19 protein-coding genes are annotated in these 17,099 nt (G+C 64.7%); 10 read left to right on the top strand and 9 right to left on the bottom strand.

Translation table 11 applies throughout. From position 1 onward, the window contains the following. The first annotated feature begins 220 nt into the window (after positions 1–220). Entirely contained in the window at positions 221–1,192 is a 972-nt protein-coding gene (locus tag NA5_RS17685) for an alpha/beta hydrolase (RefSeq protein WP_157110481.1), read from the top strand. 2 nt (positions 1,193–1,194) lie between these two features. Here the strand turns inward: NA5_RS17685 and NA5_RS17680 are convergent, their stop codons facing one another. Next, on the bottom strand, positions 1,195–1,656 hold the full coding sequence (locus NA5_RS17680) for a hypothetical protein (protein ID WP_157110480.1): 462 nt from the start codon (positions 1,654–1,656) through the stop codon (positions 1,195–1,197). 189 nt (positions 1,657–1,845) lie between these two features. Between NA5_RS17680 and NA5_RS17675 the strand changes: the two genes are divergently transcribed. After that, positions 1,846–2,271 carry a nuclear transport factor 2 family protein gene (locus tag NA5_RS17675; RefSeq protein WP_062987358.1) on the top strand — a complete coding sequence of 142 codons (426 nt, stop codon included), beginning with the start codon at positions 1,846–1,848 and terminating at the stop codon, positions 2,269–2,271. Between the two features lie 126 nt (positions 2,272–2,397). Here the strand turns inward: NA5_RS17675 and NA5_RS17670 are convergent, their stop codons facing one another. Continuing rightward, positions 2,398–3,063, bottom strand: coding sequence for a hypothetical protein (locus tag NA5_RS17670; protein ID WP_062987356.1), 666 nt, complete (start codon positions 3,061–3,063; stop codon positions 2,398–2,400). 146 nt (positions 3,064–3,209) lie between these two features. Here NA5_RS17670 and NA5_RS17665 point away from each other — a divergent pair, with 146 nt between their 5' ends. Then, positions 3,210–4,394 (top strand): NAD(P)/FAD-dependent oxidoreductase, encoded by a 1,185-nt coding sequence (locus NA5_RS17665; protein WP_062987354.1) that lies wholly within the window; start codon positions 3,210–3,212, stop codon positions 4,392–4,394. Beyond that, entirely contained in the window at positions 4,391–5,287 is an 897-nt protein-coding gene (gene sigJ, locus NA5_RS17660; RefSeq protein ID WP_062987352.1) for an RNA polymerase sigma factor SigJ, read from the top strand. Before NA5_RS17665 ends, sigJ begins: the two co-directional genes overlap by 4 nt. Positions 5,288–5,410: 123 nt before the next feature. Here sigJ and NA5_RS17655 read toward each other — a convergent pair whose 3' ends face one another. From NA5_RS17655 to NA5_RS17645, 3 genes are all read right to left on the bottom strand, one after another. Then, positions 5,411–5,884 carry a nuclear transport factor 2 family protein gene (locus NA5_RS17655; RefSeq protein WP_062987529.1) on the bottom strand — a complete coding sequence of 158 codons (474 nt, stop codon included), beginning with the start codon at positions 5,882–5,884 and terminating at the stop codon, positions 5,411–5,413. 36 nt (positions 5,885–5,920) lie between these two features. Next, positions 5,921–6,511, bottom strand: a complete 591-nt coding sequence (locus NA5_RS17650; protein WP_062987350.1) for a YdcF family protein — start codon at positions 6,509–6,511, stop codon at positions 5,921–5,923. Between the two features lie 137 nt (positions 6,512–6,648). Beyond that, on the bottom strand, positions 6,649–7,053 hold the full coding sequence (locus NA5_RS17645) for a peptidase inhibitor family I36 protein (RefSeq protein ID WP_062987348.1): 405 nt from the start codon (positions 7,051–7,053) through the stop codon (positions 6,649–6,651). A gap of 148 nt (positions 7,054–7,201) precedes the next feature. On the opposite strand from NA5_RS17645, the gene NA5_RS17640 reads away from it, so the two are divergent. The 3 genes from NA5_RS17640 to NA5_RS17630 all read left to right on the top strand — a co-directional run bounded on the left by NA5_RS17640 (position 7,202) and on the right by NA5_RS17630 (position 10,944). Further along, positions 7,202–7,768 carry a hypothetical protein gene (locus tag NA5_RS17640; RefSeq protein WP_062987346.1) on the top strand — a complete coding sequence of 189 codons (567 nt, stop codon included), beginning with the start codon at positions 7,202–7,204 and terminating at the stop codon, positions 7,766–7,768. 380 nt (positions 7,769–8,148) lie between these two features. Continuing rightward, the gene (gene helR, locus NA5_RS17635) at positions 8,149–10,359 is read left to right on the top strand and encodes an RNA polymerase recycling motor ATPase HelR (RefSeq protein WP_174555242.1); all 2,211 of its coding nucleotides are present in this window, start codon (positions 8,149–8,151) and stop codon (positions 10,357–10,359) included. Between the two features lie 120 nt (positions 10,360–10,479). Beyond that, entirely contained in the window at positions 10,480–10,944 is a 465-nt protein-coding gene (locus tag NA5_RS17630) for a hypothetical protein (protein ID WP_062987344.1), read from the top strand. Positions 10,945–11,021: 77 nt separating this feature from the next. On the opposite strand, the gene NA5_RS17625 is transcribed toward NA5_RS17630, so the two are convergent. Further along, positions 11,022–11,552, bottom strand: coding sequence for an anthrone oxygenase family protein (locus NA5_RS17625; protein ID WP_062987342.1), 531 nt, complete (start codon positions 11,550–11,552; stop codon positions 11,022–11,024). An 86-nt stretch (positions 11,553–11,638) separates the two neighbouring features. On the opposite strand from NA5_RS17625, the gene NA5_RS17620 reads away from it, so the two are divergent. After that, a complete protein-coding gene (locus NA5_RS17620; RefSeq protein ID WP_062987340.1) occupies positions 11,639–12,208 on the top strand; it encodes a TetR/AcrR family transcriptional regulator in 570 nt (189 codons plus the stop codon). Between the two features lie 205 nt (positions 12,209–12,413). On the opposite strand, the gene NA5_RS40470 is transcribed toward NA5_RS17620, so the two are convergent. Both NA5_RS40470 and NA5_RS17610 read right to left on the bottom strand, forming a co-directional pair. After that, positions 12,414–12,938 carry a hypothetical protein gene (locus NA5_RS40470; protein WP_157110479.1) on the bottom strand — a complete coding sequence of 175 codons (525 nt, stop codon included), beginning with the start codon at positions 12,936–12,938 and terminating at the stop codon, positions 12,414–12,416. A gap of 27 nt (positions 12,939–12,965) precedes the next feature. Next, positions 12,966–13,550: a hypothetical protein gene (locus NA5_RS17610; protein WP_062987336.1), complete on the bottom strand. Its 585-nt coding sequence runs from the start codon at positions 13,548–13,550 to the stop codon at positions 12,966–12,968. 185 nt (positions 13,551–13,735) lie between these two features. Here NA5_RS17610 and NA5_RS17605 point away from each other — a divergent pair, with 185 nt between their 5' ends. Then, on the top strand, positions 13,736–14,494 hold the full coding sequence (locus NA5_RS17605; RefSeq protein ID WP_169811319.1) for a helix-turn-helix transcriptional regulator: 759 nt from the start codon (positions 13,736–13,738) through the stop codon (positions 14,492–14,494). A gap of 253 nt (positions 14,495–14,747) precedes the next feature. Beyond that, positions 14,748–15,815 carry a fatty acid desaturase family protein gene (locus NA5_RS17600; protein WP_062987332.1) on the top strand — a complete coding sequence of 356 codons (1,068 nt, stop codon included), beginning with the start codon at positions 14,748–14,750 and terminating at the stop codon, positions 15,813–15,815. Between the two features lie 95 nt (positions 15,816–15,910). On the opposite strand, the gene NA5_RS17595 is transcribed toward NA5_RS17600, so the two are convergent. Next, positions 15,911–17,053: a Gfo/Idh/MocA family protein gene (locus tag NA5_RS17595; protein ID WP_062987330.1), complete on the bottom strand. Its 1,143-nt coding sequence runs from the start codon at positions 17,051–17,053 to the stop codon at positions 15,911–15,913. Between the last annotated feature and the right edge of the window lie 46 nt (positions 17,054–17,099).

The raw sequence follows: 17,099 nt of genomic DNA, 5'->3' as shown, positions 1-17,099 counted from the left end.
CGTCTGTTTCCGAACCGCCGAGAAATTCGAGTCGCGGTACGCCACGTTCGGCTTCAACCCTGGATGAAGGCACCATCTGGCCGACCGCCTTCGCACTGACGAAGTTGACGGCCGACGATGAGGAACGGCTCGGCGCGCTCGTGAAGAAGGCAATCAGCTGAGGCGAGAGTGATTGTCGCGCAAACTATGATGATCTTTCCGATCGGTAGGAGGTGTGCGGGTGGGTGCGGCACGGTCTGGACATCAGTGGGGTTGGCTGCGCAAAACCGGCGCTGCGCTGACCGCAGCGGTTCTGCTGTCGTCGATCGGTGCGGTGGAAGCCAGCGCCACGCCGAAATTGCGCACCCCTGCGGGTGGTTACCAGGACTTGTTCGTGCCGTCGAGCATGGGGCCGATCAAGGTCCAGGTGCAGTGGGCGGCCCGGGGTGGGAGTGCGGCCGTCTACGTGCTCGACGGTCTCCGCGCGCCCACCGATCACAGCCAGTGGACCAGCGATACCGACGCGCTGCGCCAATTCGCAGGCGACAACGTCACTTTGGTGTTCCCGGTCGGCGGCCGGTCGAGCTTCTACACCGACTGGTACCGACCAAGTAGCACCAACGATCAGCAGACGACGTACAAATGGGAAACGTTCCTCACCCAGGAATTGCCCGGATACCTCGCTGGGTTCGGCGTTTCGCGCACCAACAACGCGATCGTGGGTGCCTCTATGGGCGGCAACGCGGCACTGATACTGGCCGGGCACCACCGCGACCAATTCAGGTTCGCCGGATCGTTTTCCGGCTTCGTGCACCCGACTTTTCCGCTCTGGAACGAAGCGATGCGCGCTGCCATGTGGGACGAGGGCAACTTCAATGTGGACGATATGTGGGGCCCGGCCGGTGACCCCGCCTGGAGCCGCAACGATGCCACCGTCCAGGCGGAATCGCTACGCGGGCTGCCGGTCTATGTCTGGACCGGCAATGGCCAGCCCGGCCCGCCCGACCTGCCGTACGGATTCGGCAACACGGTGAATGCGATGGCCCTGGAAGCGATGACGTTGACTTCCGCTCAGATGCTGCGCGATCGAATGGCCGAACTCGGCATTCCCGCGCGCTTCGACATCGTCGCCGGAACCCACACCTGGCCCTATTGGCAGCAAGCGCTCGCATCGGCGCGTCCGATGATCCTCGATGCGCTCGGCGCGCACTGAACTCAGGATTGGAAGATCGCCGATGTCACGGCCACATCGGCGTAACTGTAGTACCAGCCGTTCCACGTATCAGCGACGATCACCTGGATCGCATGGCCCCTTGCCGGACCGTCGGTAATCGACCACAAGCCATTGCCGTACCCGGTGGCCGGGCTGATGCTGCCATCGGACCATGTGAACTTCGCCGAACTCGGCGTACCGGGGGCGTTCCACGGAATGGTCACGTCGAACCGTCCGGAATCGATTCCCGGGAGCAACGAGCTGACGCACTCCCGCAGTATGGCCGTGCGCTGGATGTTCTGCCCCGCGCTACCGGTGCCGGGCAGCAACCGGCCGGTCATCAGACTGCCCTGGCGACAACCGCCGCCGCCATCGCTCGACGGGTAGGCCTGCACCTGCGGCGCACTCAGCACCGGCAGGGCGCACAGCACTGCCGCTACCAGCACGCTTCGACGAATAGACACCGCACCACCTCCCTACGACGGGACAGTGATTCACGCGGCTGGTCGAGCTGGACGCCGATGAACACGCAACGCGAACCACTGCTGACTCGATCAGCAGTTTAGCCGTCACGAGGTGCGTACTCGGAAGGCCGCCGCTGATTATCTCGACGTATTTCGGGTAGGTGCGACTAGGACGAGGAAAGGAGAGTCATGGTCGACAACGAGAGCTTTGCGCAAGCAGCACAACGGATCTACTACGAGTGGGACAAAGCGTTGTCGGATGACGACGTCGAGGGACTGCTGGCCCTGTACGCTCCCGACGCAGTGCTCGAGAGCCCCGCCGTCCCTCTGACCATGGGAACCAAGAGCGGAATTGTGCGCGGCCACAACGAACTTCGGCCCTTGCTCGAACAGGTCGCCGCGCGCAAACCGCCGCTGCGGACCTACTACCGAACGGGCTACCTGACCGACGGCGCGCGCACCATGATCTTCGAATACCCCCGCCAGACGCCCACAGGTGAGCAAATGGACTTCGTAGAGGTGATGGAGATCGCCGACGGTCTCATCCAGCGGCACTGCGTCTATTGGGGATGGCGCGGCGTCCAGGTCATCCAGGACGATGCCTACCACAAGTAGCGTGCCTCGCTCCGCATCGGGTGGTGTCGAAAGTGCTTGTGGCCCAGAGTCTTATCTCAGATCAGTTCGCGGCACCCGCGCGCCCGGAGTCGACCACACCGTCGATTGGCTGGCATCGCCATGGCCTCAGTGTCCCAGGGCGGCCCGACTTCGTGCGTACGCGATGAGATCTTCCGCGTAGGTCGCATCTCGTTCCGTGAAATGCTTTCGGAGCTGGTCGAATGCGTGGTCCAGTTGTGGTCCCGGTCCGCGATCGGCGAGTAGGACAACGATCGCCTCCCAGGTGGCCAGGCGCGGTTCGGGATGGGTGAGCAGTTCGTCGAGGTATCGGTCCGGCTGCACCAGCCGTAATGCACGGCGCGCGTAGGCGTGTACGCGCCGGGGGAGGTCGGCGCGGATGGCGTCGATATCGGTTTGCAGCACATGCTGGCCGGGCTGGTCCGGGTCGAGTCGTAGGGACCACAAGACGGTCAGCTCGTCGGGCAGTGTGTTGGTGGTGATCAGGCCGGGGCCGGTGGCCTCTTCCAGTGGTGTGGGCGGTAAACCCAGCTGTGCGTTGCGCCAGTTGCCGAATTCCCACCAGGCTGTCGGGGTGGCGGTCAGTTCCAAGCCGAATCCGAGCACCTGCTGTCCGCTGGTCCACGTGCGGGAAACCCGGGTTCGACCGACCGACGCGACACCGCCCGGCTCGATCCGTATCCACCTGGGGTCAGCTCCGTGAAACCCATACGGTTGCAACAGTTTTCCTGTCTCACGCAGCAGGCGACGCAGTGCCGACTCAGGTCTGACCATGCTCGCAGGTTAACGATGAGCTCCGACAGATCGTCAGTGCCGCCGGACTGGGACGGTGCACGCGGCGGGCCGTGACTTTCGAGTGGAGTGACGCACGTCACGTCGCGGCCATGTCACGTTCGGGCGTTGCGCGGTGTCTCGAGGGCATGACTGAACACGACACACGACACAAGGTTGTCGTCATCGGCGGCGGGTACGCCGGGACACTCGCGGCCAACCATCTGCGGATGCGGAGCGATATCGACATCACGCTGGTCAATGCCCGTCCGAAGTTCGTCGATCGAGTTCGGCTGCATCAGTTCGTGGCTGGTACCGGCGATACGACGATCGACTACGGAACGTTGCTCGGTGCGGGCATCCAGCTGGTTGTCGACAGGGCCACACGCATCGACACCGCCGCCCGTGCGGTGCGGCTGGCCTCGGGGCGCATGCTGGAATACGACCATGTCATCTACGCGGTCGGCAGCACAGCAGCGATACCGTCGGTGCCCGGCGCGGCCGAGTTCGCTTTTCCTCTTGCCGAATTCGAGTCCGCACAGCGGCTGCGCGCCAGGCTGGAGGAGTTGCCCCTCGATGCTGCGGTCACCGTGGTCGGCGGCGGCCCGACCGGTATCGAGACGGCCGCCGAACTGGCCGAACAAGGACGCACGGTCACGCTGGTGTGCGGCGCGACCTTGATGCCGTCACTGAGTGCGCCGGGTCGCCGGTACGTTGCCAAGTGGTTGTCGCGGCATGGCGTCACAGTGCTCGAGGGCGATGTGGTGCGCGAGGTCCGGCCGGATGCGGTCGTTTTCGCCGACGGTGCCGTGCACCCCAGCGCACTCACCATCTGGACGACCGGTTTCGGCGTGCCCGAATTGGCGGCCGAGAGCGGATTGCGGACCGACGCGCTCGGCCGTCTACTCACCGACGAAACGCTGACCAGCATCGACGACGATCGGATCGTGGCGACCGGCGACGCAGCCGCACCGTCGGGCCAGCCGCTGCGGATGAGCTGCCAGGGTGCCGGGCCGCTCGGGGCGCAGGCCGCCGATACCGTGCTCAGTCACATCGCGGGGACCGAACCCACGGTGATCGATCTGGCCCTGACGGGGGCGTGCGTCAGCCTCGGTCGTCGCGTCGGCATCCGACAATTGGCTCGTAAAGACGACACCGCGGTGAATCTCTACATCGGCGGCCGTGCTGGCGCGCGGATCAAGGAGATAACCTGCAAGGTAGCGGTGTGGAAGATCCGCCGCGAGGCTCGCAAGCCAGGCTCCCTGATCTGGCCCAAGGGCGGCCCGCGTCCCGAGCGGCCGACCTCCTCTGCACCAGTGGTCACGCCCTCGTGACAACCGACGAGCACACCGAGCGTTTCACCCTGCTGCGGCCACTGCTGTTCACGATCGTCTACGAAATCCTCGGCTCGGCAACCGAATCCGATGACGTGCTGCAGGACAGCTATCTGCGGTGGGCCGAGGTGGATCTCGCGACGGTGCGCGACACCAAGTCGTATCTGGCACGGCTGGTGACCCGCCAAGCGCTCAATGCCGTGCGGGCCGGAGCGCGCCGTCGCGAGGACTACATCGGGCCGTGGCTGCCCGAGCCGCTGCTGCTCGACGAGCACGATGCGTCCGCCGACATCGTGCTCGCCGAGTCGGTATCGATGGCGATGCTCGTCCTATTGCAAACACTCACTCCCGACGAGCGTGCGGTGTTCTTGCTGCGCGAGGTATTCGGCTTCGACTACGGCGACATCGCCGCAGCGGTGGGCAAATCCGTGATGACGGTGCGCCAGATTGCCCACCGCGCCCGCTCACACGTGCAGGCGCGTCGCAAACGCTTCGAGCCCGTCGACGCGGCGAAGATCGCGCAGATAACCGACCAGTTCATGGCCGCGGCGGCGACCGGTGATACGCATGGGCTGCTCTCGCTGCTCGCTCCGGACGCCACCTGGACCGCCGACAGCGGCGGTAAGGCCGTTGCGACGCGCAGGCCGGTGGTGGGCGCGCAGAAAGTGGCCCGATGCCTCGTGGAACTGTTCCACAAGGCGAGCGGGACGCCGAACCTCCGGATCGAAATGCTCAACTGCAACAACACACCCGCGATGGCCGTCTACCGCGATGACAACCTGGAAGGCGTGTTCCTGATGGAGATCATCGACGGCAAGATCACCAACTTCTACGCCATCCGCAACCCGGACAAACTCGCCACAGTGGCGGTTCCGCGTCGGATCAGCCGTTAGCGGTCCGGGAAACCCCGTGCATGTCAACCGAGGAGAAGCCCGCGACGGTATTCGTCAGGTGCGGACATCGAGAGACGTTGGCCGCCAACCAATGCGCGAGCGGCGAAGATGTAGTCGGTCGGATTATGGTGCGCTCGAGCGGTTTCCGTCGTGTTCGGGCGTCTGTGTTTCGAAGGCCTGGGCGACGGCGAGGCTGTCTTCGTAGACGTGGTGGCGGGTGATGAGGCCGTTTTCGACGGTGAGGTGTAGCGCGAAACGGGAGCGGTAGGCGCGTCCGGTGGGGCGGGCGGTTTGGCGGATTTCGCCGAGTACCACTGCGTCCGGGCCATCGACGAGGATGCGTTCGATCACGGTGCCGACCTGTTCGGGCACATGGTGGCGAGCGATCTCGCGAAAATGTTCGGCGGCGTCGGCTCTGGTGGCACGGTGCCGGATCCATGGGGTGGCGGCTCGGTTGTGCTCGTTGTCCGGCCAATTCAGTTTCCAGTCGCTGACCGGGGCGTAGAGCGCGGCGGTCGCTTCTGGATCGCCCGCACCGATCCGGCGCAGCAACTCCTCGACGACGGTGCGAGTGGTGATCGTCCCGAGTTCGTTCATGCCTGCCACCATGCCCGTGCCGCTGTGCCGCGTCGATTACCTCCGACGTAAAGCCGCTCGCTTGCGGGCCTCCTTCCACAGGCCGTAGATCGCCACCACCGGTTTTACCGCCATCCATTCACCGAACCGATAATCCGCGCCCCGGACCAGTCGCGACGCCAGCTCCGGGGACTGTTGGGCCAGGTATTGTCGCCCCTTCTCGGCGTGGAGGGGAATCGAGACGATTTTGATCCGATCGATGTCCTGTAGGTACGGGATGGCGAAACTGATGTTCTCCCAGGTGGTTCGGCTCTGATCCTCCAGGACGAGCTCGCCGCGATACCCGCAGGTCCGCGTGGCGTATCGAGCCATCAGAGCGGCCTCGCTCCGCGGACCCGCGCACGCCCCGCCACAGAGCACCAGACGAGTGCTGACCGCGGGGTCGATGGAGCGCAGACCGGCCCGCACGCGCCACCGGTTCATGAGGTTCACGCGGGTGCCCGCATTGCGATAGCCGAGGACCACGATGGCCTCGGAGGTGCCCGTGGCCGACCCCACGAGTCTGCGGGAAGCGCGCCAGTTCTCCCACTCGCCCCAAAGCAGCACGAGCACGAGACCGGTCGTCGAAAGCCAAGTCCGTTTCCGCACGGGGTTCAGCCAAACACAAACCTTCGAAAAAGCCGGTCGGCGACATGGCTTTCATCGATATCTCGGCTGCGTCCCCGATGTCGTTAAAAATGGGTGTGTGAGTGCGAAGTTGCTTCGCACTCACACGCCGGCGAGGTTCAGCGGCACATCTCCACCGCGTCGGCCTTGTTGTCCGCGCTGGACGGCAGGGTGCCGCGAGCGTTGTCCGGGATGGACGCGAGCAGCTGCCAGCGTTCGCCCGTCCAGTTGTACACCGAGACATTGACACCGGTGCGGTTCCAGTACGAGGTCAAACGGTCGCCGACGCCGCCGTTGCCGATGTCGTGCAGAAAACAGCCAGCGTCATACTGAAAGAGCGTGCTGCCGGTGCCATTGGCCCCGTCCCAGCCGCAGAACAACCCTCCCGGGCAGTCATAGCTCGGTGTCGCGGATGCCGGTGCGGCCGAGATCATCGCGCCACCCGCGACGGTGCCGAATGTCAGCACGGCCGCGGCGAGCGGGACCAGACGGCGAACGACGTTGGCGCGGTGGTTGATTTTCATGGTGCTGTCCTTCGTGAGAATCGGTGTCGGCCTTCCGACTGCTTGACACCAACTCTGTGCGGCCCCACCAACAACCGACCAACGACCGACTAATCCAGCAGATCAGCGGGCCGGTTGGGCGCCGCGGAGGTACTTCTACAATTCCGGCGTGACGCTCAACCTTGCCGACCTGGTCGGCTACACCGATCGCGACCTCGACGCCGACCTGACGCGTTGGTTCCCCGCTAGCACACCCGTCCAGGTTCCCGAGCAAACCCGTTCGGTGACACCGTTTCTCGCGCGCCTGGCTCCGACCGACGCGGCGGCGCTGGCCGCGTTGGACGGCCGGGTGCGCTCCGGCACACTGCCGCAGTTTCTGGACATCTTCGACTGGTCCTACGGCTTCGATTTCGCCGGAAACGACTGCGCCATTGTTGATTCGGACTACACGACCGAGTTGACCGACGACGATGTGTACTCGATCGGTGCGGACGGCGGCGGCAATCTGTATGTCGTACTCACCAATGGTCAAGTGGCCGTGTGGTTCCACGAGGAGGAGGTGCTCGAAGGCGGCACCCGCTTCGACAATCTGGACGTCTTCCTCTGGTCGTTCGTGCGCTACCGCGCCGTACGCGCCGGGAAGCTCGCGCTCTCCGATGTTGAGCCGGACTTCCGGGCGCTCGGCCAGGACGGCGCACTCGAACCACAGCTCGGCCTGCTCACCCTCATGAAGTAGCGATCACCACACAATGACCGTTCCATCAGCAGCCAGATCGACTACTACGGCCTGCGGATCGCCGTCCCGGACTCGACCGATGCGGTCGAGTTGGGGTGAGATGACCTGGCGGCGTGGCACCCGTACGCGCTGCGCTGGGCTTCTGGCCGCGCGGCACCGATTGGCTCGAGCGTGCGGACTTTCGTGGCCAGGGCGTGGTCTGGCAGCAGAGGAATCCCCCTCCATATTCAATCTATAGCGCACCCCGGGGCTTGCGGCAAGACCCCGGTCGTGCCGCAGAATCACTGGCCGAAGCCGGAACCTGCGGAAATGGGAGTCACGAAGTGCGTGGTGGCAGAAGTTTCCGCGTGAATTCATCGCGCCGGGAAATGGAGGGGAATGTGACTACTCGAGGGTATGAACTGGAATTGCAGTCCGAGCGCAGCTATGTGGCCGGGCTCTACACGCGGCTCGATGCCGAACGCGCGCGTGTGAAGGGTAAGTACACCGCGGCATTGCGGGGGACCGGCGGAACGCCCATGGAACGCGATTTCGAGGTGCGCGCGTTGGCCAAGGAGGCGAAGCGGCTGGACGTGGCCGACAACGGGTTGTGTTTCGGCCGGTTGGACACCGTCTCGGGCGAACATTCCTACATCGGCCGGATCGGCATTTTCGATGAGGAGAACGAGTACGAGCCGCTATTGCTCGATTGGCGGGCTCCGGCATCGCGCGCGTTCTACGTTGCCACTGCCGCGACGCCCGAGAATATGCGTCGTCGCCGTCAGTTCCACACACGCGGGCGTCGAGTGGTCGATTTCACTGACGAGGTGCTCGGCCGTCCCAGTGACGGCGAGCGAGGGGACGCGGCTCTGCTCGCGGCGGTCAATGCGCCGCGCGGTGCGGGAATGCGCGACATCGTCGCGACGATCCAGGCCGAACAGGACCAGATCATCCGGCTCGACCACCCGGGGGTACTGGTGATCGAGGGTGGCCCGGGCACCGGCAAGACCGTGGTGGCGCTGCACCGCGTCGCGTACCTGCTCTACACCCAGCGCGAACGGATGGAACGCCACGGTGTGCTGGTGGTCGGGCCGAATCCGGCGTTCCTCAACCACATCGGCCGCGTGCTGCCGTCGCTGGGCGAGACGAACGTCGTGTTCATGACCACCGGCGACCTGGTGCCCGGTTTGCACGTCACCGCCGAGGACACCCCGGAGGCCGCGCGACTCAAGGGCTCGCTGAAGATCCTGGACGTGCTCGCGGCGGCCATCGCCGATCGGCAGCGAGTGCCGGAGCATCCGGTGCCGATCGAACTGAAAGACGTCACGGTGCGCATCGATGCCGAGACCGCGGAGTGGGCCAGGGAGGAGGCACGCGCGAGCGGACTGCCGCATAACGAGGCCCGCGCGGTGTTCAGTGAGATCGTCACGTATGTACTCACCGAACGGGCGATAGCCCGGATCGGCCGCGGCTGGCTGACCCGGAAGGACCGCGAAGCATGGGAGAACCTGCGGACGGACCTGGTCGCCGAGCTCGCCGACACCGAGCAGTTCACCGCGGCACTCGACGAACTCTGGCCGATACTGACGCCGGAAATGCTACTGGCACAGCTGTATTCGTCCCCTGAGCGGTTGCGTGCGGCTGGTGCCGACCAGTCGCTGTGGCGCGCCGATGGTGCCGCCTGGACGGTGTCGGACGTGCCGCTGCTCGACGAACTTGTCGACCTGCTCGGCCGCGACACGGTGGCCGAGGAGGCGGCCGCGCGCGCCGCCGAGCGGGAACGCAAGGCCGAGGCCGAGTACGCCGCGGGTGTATTCGACACTCTCATCACGCGCGAGGACCTGAACGACGATATCGGTCTGCTCGCCCAGGACATGCTCTACGCCGAGGACCTCGCCGAGCGCTTCCTCGAACGCGACACCCGTGAACTCGTCGAACGTGCTGCCGCGGACCGGGATTGGACCTACCGGCACGTGGTGGTCGACGAAGCCCAAGAGCTGTCCGAAATGGATTGGCGGGTACTGATGCGGCGCTGCCCTGGCCGATCCTTCACAGTGGTGGGCGATCTGGCGCAACGTCGGTCGGTCGCCGGAGCGACATCGTGGGACACGATGTTCGAGCCGTACGTGCCCGGCCGCTGGGTCTACCGCTCGCTGTCGGTGAACTACCGCACCCCGGCGGAGATCATGGCCGTCGCCGCCGCGCTGCTCGCCGAGTTCGCACCTGGAGTCCAGCCGCCGGAGTCGGTCCGCGCGTGCGGGGTCCAGCCTTGGTCCAGACGGGTGACCGAGGATGAATTGTCCACCGCCATAGCGGAATTCGTACACGACGAAGTCGATCGCGAAGGCACCAGCATCGTGATCGGGCCACCGGGCGTGCCGGGCGCGGTGCCAGCATCGGAGACGAAGGGCCTGGAATTCGACGCCGTCCTGGTCGTGGAACCGGAACGGATCCTCGCCGACGGGCCACGTGGCGCGGCAGAACTCTATGTCGCCCTGACCCGCGCCACCCAGCGCCTCGGCGTCCTGCACCGTGGCCCATTGCCCCAGGCCCTCGCCGGACTCGTCGAAACCGACGCACCCGTCCCGGCAGGGGACCAACACTCGGCGTAACCATCGGGGTACGGGACCGGCCCGATCGCGTACCGGCTATTCACCCGCCCGATGCGTTGATCGTCACCTGTGTGGTCAGTGCTGAGCACCGGGAGCCGGTCCTGCTGGAAGAATCGAGCCATGTCGTCTGGTGTGGTTTCGACGTTGGTGACGGGGCTGATGCCTCTGCTGGGCGCTGCACTCGGTGCATCGGCAACGCTACTGGTGCAACGGAATTCGGCGCGCGAGGCGAAGTTCAAGTTCCTTGCCGAAAGTCGCCTCGCGCATCGAGAAGAACTGAAGTCTGCCATCCTCGACTACTTCGAGACGGCGCAGCGACTACAGGGAGAGCTCGATGTCCGCGAGCGGGGAGGCACTCCGGACGATATGAAGCGAATGATCGAGAGCGTCTGGCTAGCCGAGAAACGGGTCGAGATCATCTGCTCAGATGCCTTGCGGGACAGTGTAGTAGCGCATGCCCGCGGGCTCCACGATGCTGTCCGAGACCCTGTGACCTACCCTGATTGGTGGGATCATTGCCGGTTACTTCAATGCGACTTGATAGCGCAAGCAAAAGCCGAGCTTGCGCGCAAACACGATTGGTGACCCGGGCCTCCGAGTAGCCGCCATTGGATATGCGGGTACGTCGAGCTGCCATGGAATCGGAGCGATTCGCGGATGCGTCACGGGGTCGCTGCCGGGACCTCGGTCGAGGGTTCGACAGCGGCCGAGTCGAGGCGCGGGGCGTCATCGTGGGGTGAAATGGAGCCGACGACGACCGTGATCACCAGGATGAATGCGAGTAGTGCGCAACCGGTTCGGGTGAAATGGAACAGCTCCCAACGTCGCAGGATGTCGGCGTAGTCGCTGGGTGGCGTGCCGACCGACCAGCGCTTGATCTGCTGGTTGATCGGGACGTTTCCAAAGCGGGTCACCAGGAACGAGGCGAATGTCAGTGTCGAGGCGCCTGCCGCGATCCACCGCGGCCATGACTTCGACCGCACGGCCAGGACCAGTGTGCTCAGGACGGCGAGCCCCATCAGCGACTGCATTACCGGGCCGTTGACCCGCATCAGCGCGGTATGGAAGGTGAACCGAACATCAAGGGGCACTTCGCGAAACGCGTACAGCACGTTGACCGCGCCGTATCCGAACGCTCCGGCGAGCAGGCCGGGGAACAGCAAGGCCGCGGCCCGGACGGATTTCGACAACATCGGAACTCCCATCTCGATATCGCAACATCGAGTTGCGATATCGTCAGCATGCCTGCTGTACCCCGATATCGCAACAAGGAGTTGCAATGACTGCACCCCTCGGACGTGGACCGAAGGTTCGCGCCGCCGTGCTCGCCGCGACCGTCGACGAGCTGAGCGAGCACGGGTACGCCGCGTTCACCGTCGAGAATGTTGCCCAGCGGGCCGGTGTGCACAAGACCACCGTCTACCGCCGCTGGGCCGACCGGGATGACCTGATCGCCGATGCACTGGCCGAGAGCGTCGAAGCCGAAATCGCTATCCCTGATACGGGTTCGGTCGAGGACGACCTTCGGGCGTTGGCGCGTAGTCTGGTCGCGTGGATCAGCAGTCCGTCCGGCCGGGCGGTCCTCGCTGTCATGCTGTCCAACGTCGCGCCACCCGCCCCCACCCGCCATGCCTTCCGGGATCGCATCCGCAAGGCGCTGCCGCTCGTGACGCGTGCGGTCGAGCGCGGCGAACTGCCCGCTGGCACGAACCCCGTCGAGCTGATCAAAACCCTTGTGGCGCCGATCTATTTCCGCGTGCTGATTACCCGTGAGCCGGTGGACGACAACACCGCCGACGCGGCCGCGGCAGTGGCGTTGACCGCGGCGCGCGCCGGTCTATTCGGCTGAGCCCGGTCGGACAAATCAGTTGTCGGAATCGTGGTGGCCGAGCAGGATGCCCCGCATGGTTGCGTCGCGTTCCGCTGTGCTGCGTTGGCAGTTCGAACTGGTCTGGTCGTTGTTCGAATTTCATCTCGAGCGACTGGACCCGGACGACTTCCTTTGGGAGCCAGCAGGTTTGACGTGGACAATGCGACAGGACTCGGCTGCCCGGTCACAGGCCGTAATGGCTGATACCGATATCCCAGCGGCCGCTGTTGTCGGCGGTGTTGTCGTCGTTCTGGGCAAGCCAGAGCGAGGTGTCGGGACCGTGGTAGGTGACACACCCGCTGTCGTCGCCGATCCAGAACGCCTGCCCGGTGGCGACGAAGTATCCGTAAAAGCCGTATGTAGGGAAATCGGCATTGCCCCAGAAAGTGGAGAGCCGATCGGAATCGCTGCCTGATGGACCGAAAGACGGTCCCCAGGGCCACGAATCGACCTTGATCGAGCCACGTGCACGCAGCCGCACGACATCTCCGTCGCGGACCGGCATGCTGTCGTGCCATGGGTCGCCATAGGAGACGGGCTGCCCGTCGACGATAGCGAGCGGATCCGGTGTCACGTAGGTGCTGATCTGGTTACCACGACACAGCTGTAGTGACAGCGATGTTCCGGCGTGTGCGGACCCGGTCGTGATCGCGGCCGCAGCTGCCGCCGCGAGTGTGGTCACGAGGGCTATTGCAAGCTGCCTCTTCATGAAATCTTCTCCGGGTGGTGTCGGGGATCAGTAGTACGGCGCGTAGCCTTCGACGCGGACGAGGACATAGCCTGCGCTGTAAGCGGAGTCGATGGTGGTTTGATCGACGGCGAGGATGTTGTCCTGGCGCGCTTCGCTCCAGAACTGGTACAGCGGGCGGGTGCCGGGCTCCTGGCTGGTGTTGATGTATCCCTGAATACCGATGTGGGTGTATCCGGCGCTGTAGGCGGAATCGATACCTACCTGTGTCGCGGTGCTGAAGTTGTCCTGGCGGCTGTTGCTCCAGAACAGGTGCAGCGGTACGGTTCCCGGCTGCTGGGTCTCGTAGACGAATGCTTCCTTACGGATTGGCAGGTAAGCGGCGGCGGTGGCGCTGTTCTCGTCGTTGAGGTTGCCGGTGGTGAAGTTGTCGCCGCGGTCCGGATTCCACCAGGTGTAAAGGGGATACAGCGACGGAACGTCCGCGTGCGCGGCGGGTGCGGCAGCGAGAGTGGTCCCGGCGATTCCTGCGGCAGCTAGGAGCGCGGCCGCGGAGATGACGAGGCGCTGACGACGGGAACGCGTATATCGGTGCGCCCCCGATCCTGTCGTTACCATGATCCGTCGCATCATGATTCTCCCCTTTTCAAGTCTTTCCGACACGCTACGGCCTCCGTATTCGAAAGCGCTTGTCGGCCAACTGCTTACGTGCAGTACAACGGTAGTTTTCGCGCCGCGCCGACTGCTATACGCAGACTTGCGTATAGCAGTCCGGGATTTCGGCTGATATGCGAGATCTGTTGGTGCACAATGCAGGAGTGTCCGATAGGCCGGGTGGGGTTGCCAAAAAGATTCACGACTTAGCGCTGGAGATCATCACCGAGAAACAGCCGGTCCGGGTCTGGCCGCTATTGATGCAGAGACTGACCACTGACCTACCGTGTGACCTGGCAGTGCTGGTCGACCTGAACTGGGACGCTGGCACGGGTCACGCGCTCACCGGTTCTCCGGACTGGTTGCACGAGGCCCCGCTGGACGCGCTCATCCACGCGCACATGCGATCCCATCCCTTGCTGCGACACTACGCACACGCTCGGGACCTGACACCGCTGAGCATGGACGAGGTCGCCGACGACCGATGGTGGAAAGGAGAGGGGTATCGAGCCGGTAAAGACGCCATCGGCATCGACCGCCAGCTCGCTTTGCCGCTGTCCGCGCGGCCGGGCCGAATCCGAAGTGTCATCATGAGCCGCAGCGGTATCGGATTCAGCGATCGCGACCTCGAATACGCCATGCTCGCCAGATCACTGCTCGACACCGTCGAAGCCCACGAGACAGCTGTCATCGGCCACATGGGACCGGGGGACCCCGCCGAACACAAGATCACTCCACGCGAGCTGGCAGTCCTGACCCTGCTGTGTGAAGGCCTGACCGCTCGTGCCATCGGCACCAGACTCGCGATCACCCAAGCAACCGTGTCCAAGCACACCGAGAACATCTACCGCAAGCTCGGCGTGCGCGACCGCGTATCGGCATCGCGCAAAGCGCACAGTCTCGGACTCGTCCGCCCAGGTTAGCCCGCGGCCGATTCGCATCCCGGATCCTCGGTCTGCGGTGGACATCCGATATCACACCACAGTCCGATTCCATGTCATACCAAGGGATTACATGGAATGAGAATCCGGCCGATAGCTTCGGTGTATCGAAATCGTCACCCCGCCCGGACACACCGAGCAGTGCCCGCTGGATCAGATCTCCGGTCGATATCGAACGGTCGGCACAGCTGGCGGGCGGAGGTGGCATCTGCGACTCAGCCTCTCAGGAAGATCTATGACGACACCGGCCTTGGTCCCACAGTCATTTCCACCATCGCGGCGTGGCGGCGCCCGCGGTGACTACGCCCGTCTGTTGCGCCGGATCTCCGACGCGGGACTGATGAACCGACGTCCCGTCTACTACGCCGTCCGGCTCAGTCTGGTCGGGATTGCGTTCGCGGCAGGCTGGGCGGGATTCGTCCTCGTCGGCGACTCGTGGTGGACGCTCGTGATCGCGGCGCTCATGGCCGTGACGTGTGCTCAGGTCGCACTCGTCATGCACGATGTCGCACACCGCCAAGTCTTCCGGTTACGGCGGACGACGGAGGTCGTGGGCCGAGTCGTCGGCAACGCCGGAATCGGCCTTGGCTACGGCTGGTGGCAGGACAAGCACACCCGCCATCATGCCAATCCGAATCATGAGGAACTCGACCCTGATGTCGCACCCGACATTCTGGTTTGGTCACAACAGCAGGCGCGGGCCAGCCGTGGTCTGCCGCGTCTCGTCGGGAGGGCGCAGGCGTTCCTGTTCTTTCCGTTACTGATGCTGGAGGGCCTGAACCTCCATGTGGCCGGTGTGCGTGCGCTCAGAAATCGGTCGGTCAAACACCGCGGATTGGAGGGCGTGCTGCTCCTCGGCCACTTCGCCGCCTATCTGGCCGTACTGTTCGCGGTTCTGCCCGCCGACAAAGCCTTCGCGTTCCTCGCTGTCCACCAGGCGCTGTTCGGCCTGTACATGGGCTGCATCTTCGCCCCTAATCACAAGGGCATGCCGATCCTGACCGGCGACGACCGCCCCGACTACTTACGCAGGCAGGTGCTGACCTCCCGCAACGTGCGCGGTGGCATGTTGACCGACCTCGCCCTCGGCGGGCTCAACTATCAGATCGAGCACCACTTGTTCCCGAGCATGCCGACGCCGAATCTACGTCACGCCCAGGTGATCGTCCGCGATTACTGCGCCGAAATCGGCGTGCCCTACCACGAGACCGGGCTGATCTCCTCCTACAGCGAGGCGCTGAGGCATCTGCACCACGTCGGCGCGCCCCTGCGCACCACCGACCGACGCCCAGACGTCGGATGAACGTTTCCCGGCAAGCAAAGTAGGCCGGGCCCGAGTGGATCGCGCACGACGGCTGCGCTCCGTCGCGAGGCACGGTAGCCGATGAGCGTGTGTCGTCAGCGCCGGGCATCAACGGGTGTGGATGAGTTGCTGTCGGTCTGGACCCGTGTTCCGGTCTCGGCGGATCTGCGTATTGCGTCGAGTAGACGGTGCGTGTGCAGGCCGGTCTCGAAACTCGGGACTGTCCGCTCGCCCGTATGCAGATCCACCGCCAGTCGCGAGTAGAGCGCCGCGACATTGCGAGATTCCGTGGGTAGGTCCACCGCGAATTTCGGGCATGGTTCGGTGAGGTCCTGCCAGGTACCCCTTGGGCCACGTGAGCCGAGCAACCGCAGATCGCTCATCTGAATCCCACCCGGACCGGACGGCCCCTCGGAGACGAGGGCGAGATCGCCTTCGGTACCAGCGATTTCGATGCGCGTGCGGCCGTCGGTCAGCTTCGCGTCGTGCACGTGCACCGAGATAACCGCACCGCCGTCCGCTACACCGCTGAGCAGTAGGTGATCAGGGCTGGTGACCCGAACCCGCTCCTGTGTTTCAGTGATGATGTTGTGCGGGTTGCGGATTGCGAGGTCAGCGGAGAGTTCGGCGATATCGCCCAACAGGTACTCGAGCGGGTCGAGCGTGTGCCCACCGGCAACCTCCAACAGGCCCGCGCCGTTGTCGATATCGAGGGTGTATGCCGCCCACTCCGGAATCCGCCCACCCGCTCCCTTACCCCGCGCCGAGTACACCGTGGCCGAAACCACCTCCCCCACATAACCTTCCGCGAGGAGTGTGCGCGCCTGCCCGACCGCAGGTGAGAACCGCGCCTGCAGCCCGACAACGTGTTGCCGGTCCGAATTCACCGACAACTCCACCAACTCCTCGGCCTCGGCGGTCGTCCGCGCCAGTGGCCACTCCGAGTAGACATGCTTGCCCGCCGCGTTCGCCATCCTGATCAACTCCGCGTGCGCCGGGACCTTCACCGTGATCACCACCAGATCGACCTCCGGATGCTCGACCAACCGCCGCGCATCGCTGAACGGGTGTGCGGCCCCGAATACCCGCGCGGCTCGCTCGGCGCTCTCGCGTCGACTGGTTCCCACGGCGGTGAGCTCGAATTCCGGCAGTGCCCGCAACGCCGGGATATGCGCCCGCGCAGCCCATCCCCGCTCTGGGCTGGCACCTATGACGCCTACGCGAATCCTGTCCGACATCTACAAGCCCCTTTCACTAATCGGACCCTTTGGGTCCGGTTATGAA

This window comes from Nocardia anaemiae NBRC 100462 (assembly GCF_001612725.1).
GTDB classification, from domain to species: domain Bacteria; phylum Actinomycetota; class Actinomycetes; order Mycobacteriales; family Mycobacteriaceae; genus Nocardia; species Nocardia anaemiae.
This window is presented reverse-complemented; position numbering and strand designations above follow the sequence as displayed.

Coding starts and splice junctions, on each gene's coding strand:
- NA5_RS17675 (WP_062987358.1), top strand. CDS start 1,846: ATGGTCGACAACGAGAGCTTTGCGCAAGCAGCACAACGGATCTACTAC.
- NA5_RS17670 (WP_062987356.1), bottom strand. CDS start 3,063: ATGGTCAGACCTGAGTCGGCACTGCGTCGCCTGCTGCGTGAGACAGGA.
- NA5_RS17665 (WP_062987354.1), top strand. CDS start 3,210: ATGACTGAACACGACACACGACACAAGGTTGTCGTCATCGGCGGCGGG.
- NA5_RS17655 (WP_062987529.1), bottom strand. CDS start 5,884: ATGAACGAACTCGGGACGATCACCACTCGCACCGTCGTCGAGGAGTTG.
- NA5_RS17645 (WP_062987348.1), bottom strand. CDS start 7,053: ATGAAAATCAACCACCGCGCCAACGTCGTTCGCCGTCTGGTCCCGCTC.
- NA5_RS17630 (WP_062987344.1), top strand. CDS start 10,480: ATGTCGTCTGGTGTGGTTTCGACGTTGGTGACGGGGCTGATGCCTCTG.
- NA5_RS17625 (WP_062987342.1), bottom strand. CDS start 11,552: ATGTTGTCGAAATCCGTCCGGGCCGCGGCCTTGCTGTTCCCCGGCCTG.
- NA5_RS17620 (WP_062987340.1), top strand. CDS start 11,639: ATGACTGCACCCCTCGGACGTGGACCGAAGGTTCGCGCCGCCGTGCTC.
- NA5_RS40470 (WP_157110479.1), bottom strand. CDS start 12,938: ATGAAGAGGCAGCTTGCAATAGCCCTCGTGACCACACTCGCGGCGGCA.
- NA5_RS17610 (WP_062987336.1), bottom strand. CDS start 13,550: ATGATGCGACGGATCATGGTAACGACAGGATCGGGGGCGCACCGATAT.
- NA5_RS17600 (WP_062987332.1), top strand. CDS start 14,748: ATGACGACACCGGCCTTGGTCCCACAGTCATTTCCACCATCGCGGCGT.
- NA5_RS17595 (WP_062987330.1), bottom strand. CDS start 17,053: ATGTCGGACAGGATTCGCGTAGGCGTCATAGGTGCCAGCCCAGAGCGG.